16 protein-coding genes and 1 pseudogene are annotated in these 20,321 nt (G+C 59.3%); 9 read left to right on the top strand and 8 right to left on the bottom strand.

From position 1 onward, the window contains the following. The first annotated feature begins 118 nt into the window (after positions 1-118). The 7 genes from ACIPY2_RS20595 (at position 119) to ACIPY2_RS20565 (ending at position 8,077) form a co-directional block, all read left to right on the top strand. Complete coding sequence (locus tag ACIPY2_RS20595; protein ID WP_400268262.1) at positions 119-1,150, top strand: C-terminal binding protein; 1,032 nt, start codon at positions 119-121, stop codon at positions 1,148-1,150. Then, positions 1,147-1,779, top strand: coding sequence for a bifunctional 4-hydroxy-2-oxoglutarate aldolase/2-dehydro-3-deoxy-phosphogluconate aldolase (locus ACIPY2_RS20590; RefSeq protein ID WP_400268261.1), 633 nt, complete (start codon positions 1,147-1,149; stop codon positions 1,777-1,779). Before ACIPY2_RS20595 ends, ACIPY2_RS20590 begins: the two co-directional genes overlap by 4 nt. Further along, on the top strand, positions 1,776-2,708 hold the full coding sequence (locus ACIPY2_RS20585) for a sugar kinase (RefSeq protein WP_400268260.1): 933 nt from the start codon (positions 1,776-1,778) through the stop codon (positions 2,706-2,708). Before ACIPY2_RS20590 ends, ACIPY2_RS20585 begins: the two co-directional genes overlap by 4 nt. Positions 2,709-2,749: 41 nt before the next feature. Further along, on the top strand, positions 2,750-4,111 hold the full coding sequence (locus ACIPY2_RS20580; protein WP_400268259.1) for an MFS transporter: 1,362 nt from the start codon (positions 2,750-2,752) through the stop codon (positions 4,109-4,111). 1,266 nt (positions 4,112-5,377) lie between these two features. Beyond that, positions 5,378-6,331, top strand: a complete 954-nt coding sequence (locus ACIPY2_RS20575; protein ID WP_400268258.1) for an ABC transporter substrate-binding protein — start codon at positions 5,378-5,380, stop codon at positions 6,329-6,331. Positions 6,332-6,333: 2 nt separating this feature from the next. Continuing rightward, positions 6,334-7,290: an amino acid ABC transporter permease gene (locus ACIPY2_RS20570; RefSeq protein ID WP_400268257.1), complete on the top strand. Its 957-nt coding sequence runs from the start codon at positions 6,334-6,336 to the stop codon at positions 7,288-7,290. A gap of 1 nt (position 7,291) precedes the next feature. Continuing rightward, positions 7,292-8,077, top strand: a complete 786-nt coding sequence (locus tag ACIPY2_RS20565; RefSeq protein ID WP_400268256.1) for an amino acid ABC transporter ATP-binding protein — start codon at positions 7,292-7,294, stop codon at positions 8,075-8,077. Between the two features lie 539 nt (positions 8,078-8,616). On the opposite strand, the gene ACIPY2_RS20560 is transcribed toward ACIPY2_RS20565, so the two are convergent. From ACIPY2_RS20560 to ACIPY2_RS20530, 7 genes are all read right to left on the bottom strand, one after another. Further along, on the bottom strand, positions 8,617-9,237 hold the full coding sequence (locus ACIPY2_RS20560; RefSeq protein ID WP_400268255.1) for a bifunctional 4-hydroxy-2-oxoglutarate aldolase/2-dehydro-3-deoxy-phosphogluconate aldolase: 621 nt from the start codon (positions 9,235-9,237) through the stop codon (positions 8,617-8,619). After that, complete coding sequence (locus tag ACIPY2_RS20555; protein ID WP_400268254.1) at positions 9,234-10,199, bottom strand: sugar kinase; 966 nt, start codon at positions 10,197-10,199, stop codon at positions 9,234-9,236. The genes ACIPY2_RS20560 and ACIPY2_RS20555 overlap by 4 nt, the downstream gene beginning before the upstream one ends. A gap of 60 nt (positions 10,200-10,259) precedes the next feature. Continuing rightward, positions 10,260-10,496, bottom strand: a complete 237-nt coding sequence (locus tag ACIPY2_RS20550) for a hypothetical protein (protein WP_400268253.1) — start codon at positions 10,494-10,496, stop codon at positions 10,260-10,262. Between the two features lie 76 nt (positions 10,497-10,572). Continuing rightward, on the bottom strand, positions 10,573-12,069 hold the full coding sequence (locus tag ACIPY2_RS20545; protein WP_400268252.1) for an amino acid permease: 1,497 nt from the start codon (positions 12,067-12,069) through the stop codon (positions 10,573-10,575). A gap of 122 nt (positions 12,070-12,191) precedes the next feature. Beyond that, positions 12,192-13,382 (bottom strand): pyridoxal phosphate-dependent aminotransferase, encoded by a 1,191-nt coding sequence (locus tag ACIPY2_RS20540; protein ID WP_400268251.1) that lies wholly within the window; start codon positions 13,380-13,382, stop codon positions 12,192-12,194. 471 nt (positions 13,383-13,853) lie between these two features. Continuing rightward, positions 13,854-14,441, bottom strand: coding sequence for an Lrp/AsnC family transcriptional regulator (locus ACIPY2_RS20535; RefSeq protein WP_400268250.1), 588 nt, complete (start codon positions 14,439-14,441; stop codon positions 13,854-13,856). Positions 14,442-15,496: 1,055 nt separating this feature from the next. Continuing rightward, positions 15,497-15,874 carry a hypothetical protein gene (locus ACIPY2_RS20530; protein ID WP_400268249.1) on the bottom strand — a complete coding sequence of 126 codons (378 nt, stop codon included), beginning with the start codon at positions 15,872-15,874 and terminating at the stop codon, positions 15,497-15,499. A 158-nt stretch (positions 15,875-16,032) separates the two neighbouring features. Between ACIPY2_RS20530 and ACIPY2_RS20525 the strand changes: the two genes are divergently transcribed. Together ACIPY2_RS20525 and ACIPY2_RS20520 are read left to right on the top strand one after the other, a co-directional pair. Beyond that, entirely contained in the window at positions 16,033-17,487 is a 1,455-nt protein-coding gene (locus ACIPY2_RS20525; RefSeq protein ID WP_400268248.1) for a GntR family transcriptional regulator, read from the top strand. Positions 17,488-17,710: 223 nt separating this feature from the next. Then, positions 17,711-18,395: pseudogene (locus tag ACIPY2_RS20520) on the top strand (transposase); the annotation flags it as partial. Between the two features lie 395 nt (positions 18,396-18,790). Here the strand turns inward: ACIPY2_RS20520 and ACIPY2_RS20515 are convergent. Then, a complete protein-coding gene (locus tag ACIPY2_RS20515) occupies positions 18,791-20,056 on the bottom strand; it encodes a hypothetical protein (RefSeq protein WP_400268247.1) in 1,266 nt (421 codons plus the stop codon). Between the last annotated feature and the right edge of the window lie 265 nt (positions 20,057-20,321).

Here is a 20,321-nt window from a genome sequence, read left to right as displayed (position 1 = left end):
CCTACCCGACCGACGACGGTTACCTTCCGCTCCGTCCAAGCCACTGTCAGTGCGCCCAAACTCCCCACATGTTCGAGAACAATCTTGCGACCCCTTGAAGCGAATTATAATTCTTATTATGATTGGCAGCATGCAAACGAGCATGAACGCCGCGCATGGCGGCCCAAGGAACCACATTGTCATCGTCGACTGTGACCACAATTCGATTGATCAAGAGCAGGAAGTTGCAGCGGCGGCGGGCATCCCTGTTACTCGCGCCTTCTGCCGCAGCGAAGAGGATGTCATCGAGGCTGCAGCCTCGGCGTCCGGAATCATCGTTCAGTATGCGCCGATCACGCGTCGAGTCATCGAGTCCCTACCCAAACTGAGGGTAATCGGACGTTACGGCGTCGGGGTCGACACCGTCGACGTGGAGGCCGCCACCGAGCACGGCGTGGCAGTCTGCAACGTCCCCGACTACGGCACGGAAGACGTCAGTGATCACGCGATTGCACTTATCACCGATGCATGCAGGTCCGTCAGTACTTACGATCGTGCAATCCGCGAGGGGAATTACTCTTACGACGCTGGCGCCCCGCTTCACCGGTTCTCGGCACTACAAGTCGGAGTCGTCGGTGCGGGCCTGATCGGAAGGGCGACCGCGCGCAAAGCCCGGGGGCTTGGATACTCCGTCGTTGCTTCCGACCCGACGTTCAACGTCGGAGACGTGGTCGATGGAATCCCTATCGTTTCGCTTGATGAGCTGCTCGGAACTTCTGATGTAGTTTCACTTCACGTTCCGCTCAACCCAGCAACCGAACACCTCATTAACGGTGCCGCCTTAGCCAAAATGAAGAGCGAGGCGGTTCTGGTCAATACCTGCCGTGGCGGCGTCGTTGCGACTGCTGACTTGGTGGAGGCACTGGAGCGACGAGATATTCGTGGCGCGGCCCTCGATGTGTTCGAGGAAGAACCAATTGGCCCTGAGCATCCGCTTGCTAAGTCTGCCCACACAGTCCTTACCCCGCACGTCGCTTGGTACAGCGAAGAGTCTTTTATTGAACTGAAGACAAGAATCACGCAGAACGTAGTGTCCGCCCTCAACGGCGAGCATGTGAATGTCGTCAATGGCTGGAGCCTGACGCACGAGCGGCTGGCGACTTCGGCATGAAAGGCGCAACTCCATTGTCTTTTGAAGGGATCACAGCCGTTCTTCGCGCCTCGACGACGCGGCATCTCGTGCGTGTCATAGATACCCTGGTTACCGAGGGGATCACTTCTGTCGAGCTCACCCTGACGACGCCGGGTGTCCAGAGTTTCCTTGAACAAGAAGCTTCGCGCTGGCAGAAGGTAGCGTCTATCGGCGTAGGTACCGTTCTGACGGTCGAACAAGCGGAAAAGTGTCTCGACGCCGGCGCTGAGTTCCTCGTAACCCCGGCCCTCCGGCCGGCAGTGAGCGCGGTGGCTGTTGCACGCCAAACACCGATCGGCGTTGGTGCGATGACTCCGACCGAAGTGCTGAGCGCGCACGAGGCCGGAGCGTCGATCGTGAAGATCTTCCCTGCTGCCACCGTGTCTCCCGACTATCTCGCCCACCTTCGAGGGCCCATGCCGTGGCTTCGGGCGATGCCCTCCGGCGGCATCCGTCTTGAGCAGATCCCCGCATGGGTGTCTGCAGGGGCTGTCGGCGTCAGCCTTGGTTCACCCCTGCTCGGAGATTCCCCGGACACGGGGGACACCTCGTCGCTCGTCGAGCGCGCCAGGCGTGCAAAGGCCCTACTGGGGGGAGAGGAACTGTGAGCTCCTCAGTCCTGACGTTCGGCGAGACGATGGCAATGATCTCGACTGACCACCCTGGTGTCCTATCGCGAGGGGCCGCCGCAACGTGGTCCTTCGGCGGGGCGGACTCAAACGTGGCGGTGGGACTTGCCCGGCTCGGGGTGCCAGTGACATGGATCGGCAGAGTCGGTGACGACCAACCCGGCCGAATGATCGTTCGAGGGCTGCGTGGGGAGGGAATCGACGTGGTCGCAGTCTCCGACCCGAACCCGACCGGCCTCATGCTGAAGTTTCGTCGCACCAGCGATCGGGTCAATGTCGCGTTCCGCCGCAGCCACAGCGCCGGATCGTTTCTGGCACCAGAAGACCTGCTACACCACGCCTCGTTGGGCGAAGCCAGAATCGTTCACTGCACCGGAATCACACCGGCTCTCTCGGACTCTTCCAGAAGCGCTACCTTCGCGGCCGTAAAGCAGGCCCGGAGCACCGGCGCGCTTGTTTCCTTGGACGTCAACTACCGCCCCACGCTGTGGGACCGTCAAGATGCAGCTGCTTGCATCAGCGAACTTGCCCAGGAAGCCGACATAGTTTTCGCCAGCCCCGAGGAGTTGGACCTTGCTCTCCCTGAAGGCATCGACTGCTTCATTCAGGGGCGGCACGGACGCACTGTGATCATTAAAGATGGTGCCCGCGGCGCCCATGGATACGACGCCGAAGCCCAGATCCAGGTACCGGCAGTCCCGATCACGGTTCAAGATGCCGTCGGGGCTGGCGACGCTTTCGTTGCCGGGTACCTCAGTGCTCTACTCGACGGCGCCCCGATGGCTCAATGCCTGCAGCGGGCAGTCGTCACCGGAGCGTTTGCCTGCCTGAGCACCGGCGATTGGGAAGGCGCGCCTTACCTTGAAGAACTCAGTCTTCTAGCTGACAACGACCCCGTCAGCCGATAACGACCATCACGAGTCGAACAACCCCAGAAAGTAGGACAACGATGTCACAAACGCTCTCGACCATCGACGAAAAATCGTTGATAAGAAAGATCGCCTGGCGGCTAATGCCGTTCCTTGTGATCTGCTACCTGATCAACTTCCTTGACCGCACCAACGTCGGATACGCCGCCAGCGCAATGGAGACCTCCATCGGCCTCGATGTTGCAGCCTACGGGCTCGGCGCAGGTATCTTTTTCATCGCGTACTTCATCTTCGAAGTCCCCAGCAACATCGCACTGCACAGGTTCGGTGCCCGCGTCTGGATCGGCCGGATCATGATCTCATGGGGTGTGGTAGCCGCACTGATGGCCGTGATCCACGAGCCCTGGCACTTTTTCTCGCTCCGATTCCTTCTTGGCGCCGCAGAAGCAGGATTCTTCCCGGGCGTGGTGTTCTACCTGACGCTGTGGTTCCCTGTCCGCTACCGCGCACGCCTGGTGGCGATCTTCTTCCTCGGTATCCCCATCGCCCAAGTAGTCGGCGCACCTATCTCCACCTCTCTCATTGCCCTCGGCGACTCGCTCGGCCTCGAAGGCTGGCGTCTCATGTACGGCGTTGAAGCCTTGCCCGCAGTACTTCTCGGCATCGCATGCTTCTTCGTGCTTCGAAAAGGACCGCAAAGCGCACCTTGGCTGAGCGAAGCTGAACGCTCTTGGCTTACCTCCGAAATCGCAAAGGACGAGCAGGTCGCAGCCGCCAACGTCTCTACCCTTAGCCATGGTCAGCAGATCATGGCGGTTCTGAAACGCCCCATTGTCTGGGGCCTGGCTCTGATCTACTTCGGCCTCACCTCCGGTTCCAACGTCTTGAACTTTTTCCTGCCGACAGTCGTAAAGACTCTCCAGTCGTCGCTTGGCCTGGACCCAGGAATCATCACCACGGGAATCGTCGTCGCAATTCCCTACGGCATCGCCGCACTCGCCCTCGTGCTGTGGAGCCGCCACTCTGACCGCACACTGGAACGGCGCTTCCACGTCGCCATTCCGGCAGTACTGGGCGCGATCACGACGATCATTTGCCTCGCTCTGGGGTCTCCAGTAGCCTCCATCATCGGTTTCGTCGTACTGGTAAGCGCTGTGTACTGCTCACAGTCGGTCGTCTGGTCAGTGCCTTCGGAACTTCTCACCGGGGTGGGAAGCGCAGTCGCCTTCGGCGTCATAAACTCCATTGGCAATCTCAGCGGTTTCTCGGGTCCCTACCTCACAGGATGGGTCGTGCAGCTGACCGGTTCCTACACAATTGCCTTCACAATCGTTTCCTCGTTTGTCCTTGCCGGCGGAGTCCTTGCATTCATCCTGATTCCCGGCAGAGCGAAACGAGCGGCGCAACAATCCGTGCTCTCTGGACCACAGAACCTTTCCTAAGGAGAGCAAACAAGACTAGAAACGGTTTTGGGGATCCTTGGACCCCTCAAACCCCAAGGCCCTGACCAATCTCTTTGGTCAGGGCCTTCCCATTCTTCCACCGCGCCGATAACTTGCCCGCTGAGCAACAGAGATCCCCGGTCCCGGACCGTCAGCGAAAATCCGTTCCGCGCAGCCCTCATGTTCCGGCGATGAGATAAGGCCCGATGGCCCGGGCTGCGGCGAGGGCTTGCCGTCGTGCAAGCTGCACCTGGCGGTACCGAGGACAACCTGGTCGCAGCCAATTCCAATGCCGGCACTCGTAATGCCAGCAATTGTCATTCCGTCAGGCTGGGGGAGAGGCTCAACCCAGCCAAGACGAGCGACCCGGGCGGTGCTGATGATTACTGGGAGCATTCGGGGAGATGGCCCCGTACGCATCAAGGAAGTCTCAGCGGCAGGGAGAATAAGCATGACGGGTCCCACCCTCCGGAAGGTCGCCACTTGGCAGGCATCGGAGCTGATCGCACCCGTGATTTATCGCGGGCCATCGGCCGCCCGTAATGCTTGGGGGAGCGGTTCGACTCTGAAACGTGCGTCAGTCTTCTAGGACTGCACAGGGGAAGAAGCAGCGACTTCAGCACGCTGCCTGATGAGCAATTCGCCTGAGGCAACTCGTTCCGCGCGGTCCGGGGGCACCCCATCGTTAGTGTTGCCCTCAACTTCACTGGCACATAAACCGCAGGTTCTGGCACCCGCCGCCCCAAGATCTCTGATTTGAGCAGCGCCCGGATTTGTCTGGAAGAAGCGTTGAGCTCTTGGGCAACCTGTTCAACGGTCAGGAACCTACACTTTGTGGCCCCATTAAGAGCTCGTTCATCACAGATGTAGCCCCGTACGGCGCCCGCTCAATATAAACCGGTACCCGCTCCGGCCCACTGCCAACACTTGCAGCACATAAGAAAAGCGTAACGCTTCCCTGAATTGCACTTGTAAACCTATCGCCGCTCTTTACTTGACATTTGATAGTGATACGGCCCACAATAGGTGTGTATTGATGCTGAGGTAAAGGCAACACTCAGCACTTCCCCAACCCGACGCAGATGGAACCGCCCTCCCGCCGCCGTTGCCTCGTGCCCGGCAGATGGACGGTGGTATCCGAAACAGCACTTCTGAAGGGCCGTTGTTGCGCTGCCTGCATTTGCTGAGTCAGTCAGCATTCGCCGACAGCAAGGATCTGGCCCCAGCGCCATCTGGTCGATCAGAACAACTATGGAGAGAGAAATCATGAAGTCTAAGGTCCTCATCGGTACCGTTGCTGTAGCCGCGGCCCTTGGTCTGAGCGCATGCTCTGTTCCCGGCGGCGCCAATTCAGGTGCTCAGACCGGCAACGCTTCCACACAGGACGCCAGCGCTCAGACGAACTCCAAGGCCCTGCTGGACGGTATTCAGGCTGATAGCAAGCTGCAGGCACTGGTCCCTGCGGAATTCAAAGGCAAGACGCTGGCTGTGGGGTCGAATCTCCAGACGCCGCCGAACAGTTTCCTCGCTGAAGATTCAAAGACTGCCATCGGGTATGACATCGACCTCATCACCGCCGCTGCCAAGAAGTTGGATTTGAAGGTGGACGTTAAGAACATGGTGTTCAACACCCTCATCACGAGTTTGGAAACCAAGCGCGTGGACCTGACAATCTCTGCAATGAATGACAACAAGGTACGACAGCAGAAGATCGACTTCGTCGACTACTTCAACTCTGGAATGAAGTTCCTGGTGAAGAAGGACAACCCTGCCAACATCAAATCTGCCGAAGATCTTTGCGGCAAGACCGTTGGCACCAACGTCGGAGTTGCAGCAGCGGATTGGGTCCAGAAGACCGCTTCCCCGGCCTGCATCGCCAGCGGCAAGCCGGAGATCAAGCTCAACACCAACGAAGTGCAAGCGCAGATGTTCAACGATCTGAAGACCGGACGGAACGATGCCGTGATCGATGACCTGCCGTACCTGAGCTACGTGGCCGCAACGTCCGGAAGCGGCAACGATTTCCAGGTGGCAGATAACGAATTGATCGACCCGGTCCCCTATGGCATCGGTTTCAACAAGCAGAACCCGGGTCTCCGTGATGCTTTCCAAGCTGCTCTTCAGCAGTTGATGGACGATGGAACCTACGGCCAGATTCTTGATAACTGGAAGGTCAAGGCGGGCGCCCTCACAGCGGCGAGCGTCAATGGAGGATCGTAGCCGTGTCCAGTAATGAAGGCATCAAATCTGATGAACGCAGAAGCTTGGACGGCCTGAACGCCGCTGCCGGTGTCACGGTCACTTATCCCCGGAAGCATCCGCTGAGATGGGTGATGGCCGTGCTCTGCCTGGCCGTCATGGCCGGCGTCATCGTCGCGTTGGCCCAGGCCAAGATCGTCTGGCCCAATGTGCTGGTCTACACCTTCACCGTGCCCTTCCTGCAGGCTGTATGGAGCACTATCGTCCTCGCTGTCGTTTCCCAGGTACTGGCCATCGCAATCGGCGTCGTTGTCGCCATCATGCGCATTTCCCACAACCCCGTGGCCAGCAGCATCGCGTCCTTTTACATCTGGATCTTCCGCGGCGTACCCGTCCTCGTGCAGATCCTCATGTGGTACAACCTTGCCTTGGTTTCAGACAAGATCACCTTGGGCATCCCTGGAACAGACGTCGTATTTTACTCCGCGTCCACGAATGCGGTGATGACCCCATTCGTGGCAGCACTTCTGGGTCTGGCCCTCAACGAGGCCGCTTATATGGCAGAAATCATTCGTGGTGGTATCAAGAGCGTTGACAGCGGGCAGGTTGAGGCGGCCACCGCACTGGCGATGAGTCCGGGGCGAACCATGCGCAGAATCGTTCTGCCTCAAGCCATGCGGGTCATTATTCCTCCCACGGGCAACGATTTCATCAACATGTTGAAGACAACTTCCCTGGCATCCGTGATCACGTATCCAGAGTTGCTACGGGCCGCCCAGGATATTTCGAGCCGGAACCTGGAGATCATGGAAACACTGTTTGCCTGTGCTTTCTGGTACATGGTGGTTGTTTCGGTCACCAGCGTTGGCCAGTACTTCCTGGAGAAGTCATTCGACGCAAGTCTTGCCAGGCCGGGAAAAACATCCAAGAAGACCTTGGTGTCATCTATCGTGAGGCTCCCCATGAGGAGGGTTAACTAGTATGAGCGCATCAGCTGCGGTCGAGGAAGCACCTATCGTCCGAGCCCGCGATGTCCATAAGGCATTCGGTCATGTCGAAGTCCTCAAGGGCATCAGCCTTGAGGTCTTCAAGGGCGAAGTGGTCTGTCTGTTGGGCGGCTCAGGGGCCGGAAAGTCCACATTCCTTCGGGCCATCAATCATCTGGAAACGATCGATTCAGGTGAAATCTGGGTTGGCGATGAGTTCATTGGCTACGAAAAATTCAAAGGCGGATACCGTGAGATGACCCCCTCCCAGGTGTCCCATCAACGCAAGCCGGTTGGTATGGTCTTTCAGCGGTTCAACCTCTTTGGACACCTGACGGTCCTGCAGAACATCATCGAGGCTCCCCGAGGAGTGTTGAAGGTTCCTGCCGCTGCGGCCTCAGCCCGTGCGATGGAACTGCTGCGCAAAGTCGGGTTGGAAGGCAAGGCCAGTTTCTATCCTTCGCAGCTCTCCGGTGGACAACAGCAACGGGTTGCCATAGCCCGGGCGCTGGCCATGAACCCGAAGGTGATGTTGTTCGACGAACCGACCTCGGCTCTGGATCCCGAACTGGTTGGTGAGGTGTTGAAAGTCATGACCGACTTGGCCAAAGAAGGGATGACCATGATCGTGGTGACCCACGAAATGAGTTTCGCTCGACAGGTCGCAAACCGGGTTATCTTCATGCACGGAGGGAAGATCATCGAATCGGGCACGCCCAGTGAGTTCTTCGATCATCCCGTCCACGAACGGACACGGCAGTTCCTCGGAAACCTGCACTAAGGGGCCCAGAGCACCAAGTATGCCCCGGCGAGCGAACCTAGGACGCAATGCCGAAAGCCCTCCCCCAGGCGACTCAACCTGGCGGGAGGGCTTTGGCGTATCCGAAGGGACGCCAGGAAGCGCGCTCTGTCTCCTGGCCAGCTGGAAACTCCTGCTCGGGTCAGGCGGAAAATGGCCCGGTACGGCGAAGACCTGAATCCCCGGTTTTCGGACACCGGTCCAGCTTCCCGGGTTCGTCATATGAGCCGCCCGTTGGTTCAGTTCTTATGGGCGAATGCAGGTGGCAGAGGACCAGCAGGATCTGACGCGGTTTGCACGCGCCATCCCACCGCCTGCCCAGTGCAACGAAGCCACAAGCCGTGGCCTTGGATGGGGAGTTGTGTGCAGTTCGGGGGCCTCTTGACCGCGCCGATGGGCGGTCCGTTCCTGCCCGGTTACCAAAAAAGCTGCTCGTCGCGGAATTGGATCTCACGGTCCAATTCCGGGAAGAGCAGCTCATCTGGTCGGTCCCGCTTGGTGATGGCAAGCGGGTCTTGTGGTTAGGCGCGTGCTGACCCTAGTGCTTGCAGCAGGGAAGCTACGCGGCCTGACGGGTCATCGCCCTTGGTAAGGGAAGAACCCAGCCCGACGGCAACGGCCCCACCGCCGACCCACTCCGCGGCTGTTTCCGGGGTTACTCCACCGGTGGGGATGATCCGCAGCTGTGGGAGTGCCTGCAAGGTGTCGGAGAGGCTTTGCGGGGTCCATCGGCTTGCGGGGAAGACCTTGACGAAGTCAGCACCGCGGCTGTGGGCTTGCAGCATTTCTGTCGGTGTGGCGGCACCGATGACGGTTACCGCACCATACCGTTGGGCTACTTCGATGACCTCTTCGACGACGACCGGGGTGACTAGGAGGCTGGCGCCGGCAAGAATGGCAAGTCGTGCCGTTGCGGCATCAAGTATTGTTCCGGCGCCCAGAATGTATCCGTCCGGTACATCCTGGCTGAGTTTCTTGATCGCTTCGAGCCCGTCGGGTGTGGTCAGGGCTACTTCAACGACGGCGATGCCTGCATCCCACAGCTGCCTCGTCAGCTCGATGGCCTGTTGCGCCGACTCGGCGCGGACGATGCCGACAATTCCGGTCTTTGTGATGGCGGCTATGGTTTCGTGAGGGTTCATCGGTTAACGTCCATTCCGTTGCTCAGCAACTGTCTAAGGATGGCTTGGGTGGGCAGGCCGGTCGCATCCCCGCGGGTAGCGACGACGCTCGCGGCAACGGTGGCACCCGTCCGGAGTCGAAGGGCTGCATGTTCCGGGGTCTGGCTGTCTGCACCGTTGAGCCATGCTGAGATCCAGCCGGCGTTGAAGCCGTCGCCGGCACCAACGACATCGACGGCATGCACGGGTCGAACCCCAGCCTCCACCGAGGACGCCACGGTGTGCATGTATTCGCGGGACCCGCTAGCACCGTTCTTGACGACTACGGTGGTGGCTCCTCGTTCGCCATACCATTCCTCGGGGTCAACGCCGCGGCAGATGATGTCCGCTTCGTCTTGGCCGGTGAAGATGATGGTCGCGTGCGGGGCCAGGCGTTCGATGATTTTGCGCCACTGTTCAGGTGAAGCGAGCCGGAGCCTGATATTGGGATCCAGAGACACTTCAGCCCCCGCCTGACGGGCTATGATCATGGCCTGTTCGGCTGCTTCAAGTGCGGATTCCGAGAGCGCCGCGATAATGCCGGTCACATGGAGGAAACGGGTGTTGCTGATCATCTCCTTGGGCAGGTGCTCAGGGGCAAGGGCCGTGGCAGCGCTCCCGGCGCGGCGGTACTCGACCGTGATCGGCTGGCCCTGGGGGCTGTCGCGGAGAAGGATGCCCGTTGGCAGCTCGGCGTCTGTGGTCAGGGCACTGACGTCAATTCCTTCGCTCCGAAGGGTTTGTTGAATCCGGACACCGAACGTGTCAGCTCCGACGCGGCCGAAGTACGCCACTCCATGGTTAAGCCGGGCAAGGCCGATCGCGAGGTTGCTCTCTGCTCCGGCAACGCCGACATCGAATCGCTGCCCGGAGAGCAACGGCAGGTCGTCGGCTGCCAGCAGTAGGAGCATTGGCTCGCCGAAGGTCACTACGTCGTACTTCATGGGGTTGTCCTCGTCGGCTTTGGTAAGTGTGTCCGGACAATGTCTGGAGTAGGAGTCACTTCATGCACGGTGCACCAGGATCCCTTCTGACTTTGCATAGGATCTGCTGGGTCCTGGCTGGTCGGGACTGACCCACAGGACCGCGCCACTGCCCGAGACTTCCTCAGTAGTTCCGTGGCTGATGGTTTGTGCGTTCTTGACTATTTCGACCGGGTCGCCCGGGCGCAATTCGGTCCAATCTGCCAATGCATCAGCGTGGGCCTTCCTCTTGGTGGACACGGCTAGGCGGGCCTTCATGTCATTCTTCCTTTCGCCTGGATTCGGTCGGTTGGTCAAAGAGTTGTCCGGCCCTTGGGGTGTCCGAAGCGCCTTTTCAGTCAGCGACGGAGTGTTGAGGAAGTTGCTGTGACTGGCCGTCAAATCTTTCGGTCCTGTCTTCGGCGATCTCGCGGATTCGCCGCCGGCAGGCGAACCAGTACGCCACCAGCAGCACTGAGGCGATGAACGTGACCACCAGTGTCCACGGCGAGTCAAACAGAACCAGAATCAGGACCCCGGCGAGGAAGGCCAGGGTCAGATAACCAGTGACGGGGGCACCTGGCATGCGGAAGTCCGGGCGGGTGAGCCAGCCCTTCTTGGCCCAATGCTGGAGCCTGATCTGGCACAGGACGATGGTCGCCCATGTACTGATGATCCCGACAGCAGCGATGCTGAGGACAATCTCGAAAGCATCGCCGGGAACCAAGTAGTTCAAAGGGATACCGAGCAGGGCCACGAGTGCTGTGAGTCCAATGCCGCCGTATGGTACGCCGGCCTTGTTCATCTTCAGGGCGAACTTTGGAGCAGACCCGGCGGCCGCCATCGAGCGTAAAATACGCCCGGTGGAATACAGGCCGGCGTTCAGCGAGGACAGCGCGGCCGTGAGAACCACGAGGTTCATAATGAGGTCGACGCCTTGGATCCCGATGGAACTGAAGAACGTCACGAAGGGGCTCACGCCGTATTCGTACGCGGTGTACGGCAGCAGCAGCGAAAGCAGCAGGACCGAGCCCACGTAGAACACGGCGATGCGGATTACCACCGAGTTGATCGCCTGGGGCATGATCTTCGCAGGATTTTCTGTTTCACCGGCCGCGGTGCCGACAAGCTCGACTGAGGCGTAAGCGAACACCACACCTGACATGAGAAGGATCATAGGGGCGAGTCCGGTGGGAAAGAATCCACCATTGTCGCTGATCAGGTCAACCCCGGTGGGTGCACCGGTGGGGGTGCCGAAGACAATGAAGTACAGACCGATGATAAGGAAGGACACCAGTGCCGCGACCTTGATGATCGCGAACCAGAACTCAAGTTCCCCGAAGACCTTCACCGAGACGAGGTTCAGGGCAAGGACTACCGCCAAGGCGATCAGGGCCCACGCCCATTGGGGAACGGCGCCGATCCATGGCACATAGCGACCGAAGAAATTCATGTATAGGGCAGCTGCGGTGATGTCACCTATCGTCCCCATGGTCCAGTTGATCCAGTAGAACCAGCCTGAGACGTAGGCAGCCTTCTCACCGTAGAACTCCCGCGCATACGAAACGAAGGAGCCCGACGATGGGCGGTGCAGAACAAGTTCGCCCAGGGCCCGAAGGATCAGGAACACGAAGACTCCACAAATGGCGTAGGAAAGAACCAGGGAAGGACCGGCCGCGGCCAGGCGGCCGCCTGCGCCAAGGAACAGACCAGTGCCGATGGCACCACCGATCGCGATCATCTGGATCTGGCGGCCCTTCAGGCCCTTCTTGTAGCCAACGTCTTCGGCGTGCAGGGTCTTGTCGTCTGCCCGCCCATGGCCGTGGTCTGTGGCTGTCGACTTCGCAGTCATCTTCTAGCTTTCTGATTGGACGTCGTTGTCAGTGGGACCGGACGGACCAGGCTGCCCTCTAACAGCTGGAAGCGGCAGTGTTGATGCGGGATCTGGTGCTCCGCGGGCAGCCCGATCCCGGGTCAGCGGGCCATCAAATACGTTCGAAGCCTGTCAACCCCGTCGTCGATCCGGTCGAGGTCGCTGGCGAAGCACCACCGCAGATAGCCTTGCCCTTCAGGCCCGAAGGCTGTTCCTGGTGCCAGACCGAGGCCTGTCTTTTCCAGCAGTGAGGTGCAGAATTCGAAACTGTCGGTAATCCCATCGACCTTAAAGAAGGTGTACATGGCTCCCGGCGCCGGGGTGCCGAGATGAACTCCGGGGATCGTGGCGAGCTTGTCGTGAAGGTAATCACGGGCGGTTTTGAACCGGGACAGCGTCCGCGCGATCGTTGCCTCGCCGTTTTCCAGGGCGAACTGGGCGGCTTCCTGGACAAAGGCAGGCGTACAGCCTGCGGAGAACTCGATGAGCTTCCCGATCTGCGGAATCAGCGGTTTCGGTGCGACAAGCCAGCCGGCACGCCAGCCGGTCATGAGCCAGCCCTTGGAGAAGGAATTGGCGCTGATGACTTTGTCGTCTTCATCGGCAATGTCCAAGAAAGACGGAGCGGCATTGCCCTCGAAGTAGAAGCGCTCATAAACATCATCGGCAATGATCCAGATTCCATGCTGGCGGCAGCGGTCAAGAATCCGCTGCTGCTGCTCGCGGGAAACAGTCCATCCAGTGGGGTTGTTAGGCGAGTTGAGCATCAAAGCTGCCGTGCCCGGGGTCAGCTGCTTCAGCAGCTTGTCGATGTCGAGGTGCCATCCCTCCTCAACAGAGAAGTCGAGGGGGACGGTCTCGACAGTGGCGCCGACAACTTTTGGCATCTCCACGAGGTTCGGCCACTGTGGCGTGAGTGTCACAACGCGGTCACCCGGTCCGATGACAGTCTGAATGGCGGTCATCAGGGCTGTGGTACCCGAGTTGGTCACGGCGATCCGGTCCACGCCGATTGGCTTATGCAGCGCGCTCACGTAGCCAGCGATGGCTGCACGCAGGGATGGCATGCCGAGGGTCTGGACGTAGAACGTGTTCCCGGCATCGAGGGACGCCGCGGCGACTTCGCGGACCTCGCGTGGAGTCGGTTCGTCCGGTTCCCCAAACCAAAACGGCAGTACACCCTCACGACCTATTCCAGTGTTCGCGACCTCACGAATCTGGGAGGACCGCAGACTCCGGACCGCGGCCCGCGCTGAAAGGTCGCCGGCGACGTGAAAAACAGCAGGGGTCATGGCATAGCTCTCTTCTGGGGACGTTGACCCGGGTCCAATTGCCCGGTCTGTGAATACATCAACTATGCGCCGCACCACTTGCGTATGTCAAGCAATAGAGATCAAAACCTTACATATGCATATATGGCTATCCTATTTTCCTTCTGTTTGAAACTACTAAGAATCCTCGTGAGCGCTGCCAGGAGTGAACCGCTGGACCCGAGGAATTCAACTGCTTTGGGTCGACCAGAGCCCGGTTCTGCGGTCGCCGGGAGCGGGGAATGCCGGAAGGTTTCGCGGCTTAACTGCGCGAGTGCAGGAGAGGGGGTAGCGGAGCAGGCATCGCCGCTTGGCGAGGATCAGCAGGAACATCGAGCACAGGTCGCACTCAATGCTCAGTGCGTCAACTGGCCGGCCCTACGCAGCAGCGCGGATGGCAAGGCTGCCTTGGGCCTGAGCTTCGCCGCTGGGTCGCGGCGCCCTTCGCGGGGCCTATTTGGAGTGGTTCTTCTGCTGTTCTTGAATATGGCTCAGCAAGTTGGACGTGAAGTCCCAATGCGGAGCACTGGCAAAACTGAGTTGAGTCTCAGTGCGCTGTATGGCAGACAGCTGCCAGATGCCGTGAACGAGAAGGCGGTTCAGGTGGCGGTGGTCGCGCACCCTGAGCCGCGCTTGGAGATCGAAGGATCCGGAGATGCTGTTGACAGACTCTACTTCAGGGAGGGCGTTCAGGTCAGAGATCAACTGGCCCATGTTGACGCCTGAGACAGCCAGGATATTTAGGTAGACCTCCATTGAATAATCCAGCCGCGCCCAGTCAACCGCCACCGAGTAGCCACGGATCACTCCCAAGCGTTCCAGTCTGGCGATGCGTTCACCAACGGCCGGCGCGGACATGCCAACTTCGCGTGCCAGCTGGCGCTGGGATGCCCGGGAATCGTCAGCCAAAAGACGGAGAATCTGGATATCGACAAGGTCGACATCCACAGGATCAAGGATGGGCTCAATGGCCGCGGCCGTACCTCCCAGCGGCGCCATGGGCCCATCGCTGCTTCCGGTTACTGCGTCGGATTGGCTCATGTCGCCACTTCCTCTCGTCCCAGTCATCTTACATTGGAAAGCTAGGATGGGTAAAATATTTGCATTTGAAAGGAATTCTTGTCGGGAGATCTGCCGCTTCTTTGGACGAATCACAACGAATGCGCTCCTACGTGACCAGCCCTTAGGCCATGGTTTCGGAGGGGTAGATGCCATGGGATTTCGGGAGCGGTTTACCGGAGATTTAGTTTTGCCCTCAAGGCTCTCAGGTTCCAGCGGTTACCCGATCCGGCGCTGTTCAGACATCGGTCCCTACGGAAATACTGGCGTCGTGGCGCGAGAGTTCTCTCAGCTCCTTCTACATGTCCCGCTCAACCGCTCCGTCCGGGCTGGCGAAGCGATTGAGATTGCTGCCCCATTGAGCGGCTTCTGCAGCAGGACTTCGCGTGCACCGGCATCAGGATAGGCTAAGTTTTGAGCTGACGGTGACGCACGGCCTTTACAGATGCCGTCCCGACGGAGCGGAAGATCAGGCTGGGAAAGCCCGAAAGCGGGACAGTAAAGAATTTGAACTACTGGGTCCGCTTCGGGTCTACCTGGGCCCGGCCGCGCCATCTGCCGGCGGTTCCGAACTGATGACAACGGGAACTGGTTGCGCTCTCGCGGCTGGGACGAGCCAAGCTCGTTTGCCTAGACACTGTCCCGATGAGACTTGCCACCTTCTTTCGGGAGCGGCGGTCTGATAACCGGAAATCCGAGGTTTGAACCGTAGGCCAACTGCGCCTCACTACAACAAGCAATTAAAACGTCCGCGACTTTCTATGGCGTTAGGGCCGGCTTTACACATAGTCCTCGCACGACCGCAGCGTTTGGGTAAGGCCGGAGCCTTCCTGGATGCTTGGCATGCAGGCAAAGAAGTCGTCGTTGTTCGCCTCAAGTATTCGTTTGGATTCAGGCGCAGTCGGCGTCGAGTTCTAACATGAGCGCATCCCACGTTTCCGGTGGGCTGGTCCGGACTTGCGCCGGCTCAGGCAACAGGGGAAGGGGTGCAACCCCGATGGATTGCGGGGCGGTAGTTGTTCGCGGGCTGCGGCGTTTCACCGTTCGTCTCCGTTCAAAGCCTCGGTGTCCACCCCTTGGCGCGGTGCGGTTTCGGGTAAATGCCCGCCCCGCGAGATCTGGGCACGGAATTCATCGCTTGGGCCAAGTCCTTGGCGGGCGAGTTCATGGAGCAACTGGTGGTAGCCGGACAACGCCAGAGGAGGCATCTGGTGGAGGGAAGGAATGGTCGCGTGGGGACGGTCAACGCGGAACATCGCGAGGAGCGCCCCGTCCTCTTGCGCATCGCTCAGTGTCCTGCACTCGCCGATAGCGCAGTGTGCGGTCAGTGCCTCGGCGTAGAAACTGAGACGGTCGACCGGCGTCGGATTCCCGGCTTGTTGCCAGATGTGGACGACATCGTTGCTATCCAACATGACCGTAACTCCTAGCTGATGGTCGAAGCGGCTGGGCCCCCTTTCCCCTCCATTTGATACAATTAACTTTAGACCTCCAATGTTAGATGTCAATAGACATCTAACACAAGATGTCATAGTTTTGATGGTGATGATTACTACGATTAAGGAGGGGGGCCATGTCAAGCTGGAGAGAACGGCTCGCATTTGCGCCGTTGGAGACCGCCGAGCGGGGCGAGGAGATCGCCCTTCGGCTCCGTCATTCGATCGAACTGGGCGTGCTAGAAGACGGCACCCAGCTTCCCAGTGAAAGCGAGCTCGCCGCAAAGATGCGGGTCTCCACCATGACCCTCCGAACCGCCCTCGCCGAGCTTCGCCACTTGGGACTTCTGGAAACACGGCGCGGCAAAGGTGGCGGAAGCTTCGTGAGGGCGAACACCGGAGACATCGCCAAAGCCCAACGGGACACCCTTGCGAGGTACTCCCTGGAGCATCTACGCGACGTACGGGAGTATCGCGCCTTCCTGTCAGGCTCAGCTGCGGCAGTGGCGGCCGGCCGATCGCAGCAGGTCCCCATCGGGCGCCTTTCTTCGATGGCGGCCCTCATCGGAACGGCGCAGACATCCGCTGAAATGACACGGGCCGATAGCCAGTTCCACATAGAGCTTGCGGCCACATCGGGATCCGTCCTGTTCACCCGCCAGGAGATAACAATGCAGGCCGAGGTCGGGGCATTGGTCTGGGCCGACGCTCCTGACCGCCGCATCGCAGCGGCCAATGAGCACGCCATGATTGTGGACGCAGTTCGAGCAGGGAACGCCACTGATGCCCGGGCCCTCGCCGAAGAGCATGTCCGCCGAGATATGAACCGCCTTATAGACCTGCGAATGTCCATAGAATCACCGACAGTCCCGCCGTCTTCAAGCGAGGGCAGCGACAGCGCAGTTTACGCCGTGGAATCGTTCACGGCGGACCTCAAAGAAGCCGTGGCCGCCTCGATAGGGATCGTCGAAGAAGCCGCGCAGGAGGGCCTTGACCACGCAAAGTTCGGCAGGCTGGACGAGCTGGAGAACGTCTACGATGTCGCACGCGAGCGTCTGCAGGCCATGCCGGCGCTGTACGGGACGGGATTCATCGCCGAGCAATCCTACTTCGGCGCACCGGGATCCATCTGGTGCTACCTCCCGTCGGGCGCGGAATCGCCGCAGCGGTTCGAATTCGAAATGGGTCCGGAGTTCTACGACTACTCGACAGCACCGTGGTGGCCCGCGCCCGATGCCGATGCCGAGGTCCACACCAGCTACGCCTACATCGATGCCCTCGGAACCAACGAGCACGTCATCACCTTCACCAAACGGGTCACCAGGGCGGGCAAGATGGCAGGACTCGCTGCCGCAGACATCCTCATCAGCCGCCTTCAGACTGAATTCGCACCGCTCATGCAGCCCTTGCCGCCCAACACGTGCATCGTCGACCAGAACGAAGTCGTCATCGCCACCAACACCGCCAGCCTCGTCGGCGCAACACTCTCCAGATCCCACCAGGTTGAACGAAGGATCGCCCTCCCGCAGGTTCCGTGGAGCCTATGCCTTCGCGTAAACACCCGAGAAAATACCGCAGGCTCGGCCCGCTGAACCATTATCCGGTCCTTCGCACCCGTCCGTCAGCCTCCTTCTGCCCAGGGCTCAGGGTGGAAGCCAATAACTCCTGTACCGAAAGCTGAGATCTGCAACGAGAACGAACCTTTACTTCGCGACTCTTCCCCTAATGACTTCGCAGACCGGGCACCGATAACCGTGACTGCGTAAAGGTGGGGGAGTGTACCCTGGGCGCTTCCGTCCTTGCCTTGGAAGAGGACAAGTTGTGCCGCCACGGTTGAACGAAGGGGTCCGTGCCGCGTTGCGGGTCTTGGTCACCGCACGTCAATCGATGACAACCGACCGGACCAAGACCGTGAACGCATTGACCGCACCGCTCCGGACCAATGATTTGGGTTTGGATGCGCGCAGCGCGTTGACCGGAGGCCAGATACTTGAGGTGTCCCGGTGGCGGGCTCGTGAAGAACCGCTTGCGGTGTTGGTCGCACGCTCCGAAGCGATCAGGCTCGTCAAGCGTATCGGCGACCTTGACGCTGAAATCAAAGCCAACGGCTCTCGGATCACCGAACCGGTTCAAGTCAGCGAAGCAGGAAGCCGGCTTCGGACCAGTCACGGCAGCCATTTGTCTCACCGCCTGGTGCACCAGGGCAGGGTGCTTTCCGATGCAGCTTTCGCTTCCTGGCCGGGCCAACCCCATTCCGGCTTCATCCGGGAATACCATCCGCCATCCGCTCAATCGCGGAGGCGACAGGACCCTGTATAAAGCCCCTCACATGGTTGCACCGACCAGGATGGCGTTCGATCCGGAAACCATCGCGCATGCACCAAAACGGCAGGCAGAGGGGCAACCCAATCGGGAGATCAGACGGTGCGTGAAACGCGACCTCGCCCGGCGGATTTACCGCACACTCAATGTCGACAGCTTCCTGCCATCGCTCCGCTGACAACCACAGAAGAGTCTGTGATTTCAGCGCTGGTTCCCTGTATCGGGAACGAGCAGGCTAGCGGAGGGATGCACAATGGACTCGCCGTAACAAGGAGCAACCATGTAGGCACGCCCGCTCTGTCTCTTCACCCCACTTACTCTTGGTTTGCGGGCTTTCCAGTACTGATACGCCGCCCAAATAAGCTCGTTCTCTCTAGCCGCCTCGCCTTCCTCTGCTTCTTAAGGCCGGTGAGCTTGAAGTCCTTCTCAAGCGATCCCCCACCTGATACGAGGACGTAATCTACACCTCGTAGCAAGTCGTCTCTACTTGGGGAGTCCGTGTCCTGCTTGGACCAACTGGTCCTTTGATGAGCCAATTCAACCTCCTGATGAACTTAAATTCTACGACGATCCCTACCTCGTGCGTTCTAAACGCCAGTTAAAAGTGAAGTACAAGAACCATACGCATACTGCGAGAATCAGAGCCACAACTACCCACCATGCGGCGTGCCATACCCACACCTGAACTCTGACAGCTGCGAGACCAGCCATGAGAGTCAGCGCAAGTGCGCTAAGGGTTAGCATCCCCCTGAGCGGCCCGATCATGCGCGCGACTAGGGGGTGTTCAGGAAGACGACTCATCCATGAAATCAGCAGGGCGGGCCCTACGAGCAAAATAGACGCAGCCGGAGAAGGAATGGTTTCCGGCACCATCTTTATGAAAAAATCGTCAAACATACGAACTAGAGTCGCAGTGGCCACCAGAATCACAAGGCTGTATATCGTCCACTGAGTAAAAAAGAAGACCCCCTGCTTGGCAACGGAGATCTCCGCTCGAAGGAAGCCGATTGCTTGTGACGATGACGGCTCCAAGTTCACGTGACCGATACGCCCTTCGGAAACAGCCTTCACGAAACGGTCGCTCTTTTCATCCTCACCGAGTTCGGCCAGAGTGAGCGAGTCGACGACCAACCCGGAAGGGACGCCTACTTCCATATGGTGGCTTCTGGCCCAGCCCAAATCCGGAACGGGCTGAAGAATAACGAGCGTGCGCCGGCCCGAGGGACCGCTGTTGATTTCTGCTTGATCGAGGGCATACTTCAAAACGATGCGCTGCCCCACGAATTCCTTCTTGATCTCCACGAGGAAAACGAAGTTAGCGAGCATCTGCCCTACCAAAGTGCTGAATTCTTCTATCTGCAGCTTGGAATGCTCGTCTCGGACGCGACTTCCCAGCAGGTCTCTTTGGAACCGCTGGTAATCCTCTGCGATGTTCTCGGCCGTCTCTGCGCTACACGTAGCGATTTCGTAGAAGAGCTTTCTGCGTAGGTGCCTGGGCCAAGCCTTTCCGAGCACTCGAGGAAGTCTCGCCTCAAGCATCTCGACAACCAGTTCGGCGTGATCCTGGCGACCTAAAACAGGTACAGGCTTACCGTCATGGGAAGCATCCAGCCTTTGAATTGGGCCTTTCTCCAGAACTCCCAGAGGGACCAACACGTGGCCCGTTGATCCAGCAATAACCCGGTCGGCCGGGACGGTTAGATCCACGGATACGAAACGCCGAGTCGTTCCGTCAACATCCAAACGCAGGGCATCGACCCGACGGTGAACCCAGTCTTGCGAATGACTCAGTAGGAGGTTGAGTATTTCCCCTGAACTTCTTGGGCGGCGGTGACTCATCTAGGCTTCCTCATACGCACGGGGATATTTTCACACGAAACTGGCGCTCTTCATTTCATATGTGACCGTCACGCCCTACAGGAATCAAAATGGGAGTGCCTAGTCACAAATGAGGCAGATCTCCGGTTAGGTTGGACGAGTTATCTCACCTACTTCTACTCGTCCCACTGAACTGGCATGCACGGGTATTCGTGAGCCGGGAGTAGACGGGTTTCGACGGATGGCTAGAGTCAGCCTGAAACCGATGCGTTGCCCTTCGGGGGCC

The sequence above is a fragment of the Paenarthrobacter sp. NPDC089675 genome, assembly GCF_044749185.1.
Taxonomy (GTDB): domain Bacteria; phylum Actinomycetota; class Actinomycetes; order Actinomycetales; family Micrococcaceae; genus Arthrobacter.
Note: the sequence above shows the minus strand (reverse complement) of the source record. Positions and strands in the feature narration are given on the sequence as shown.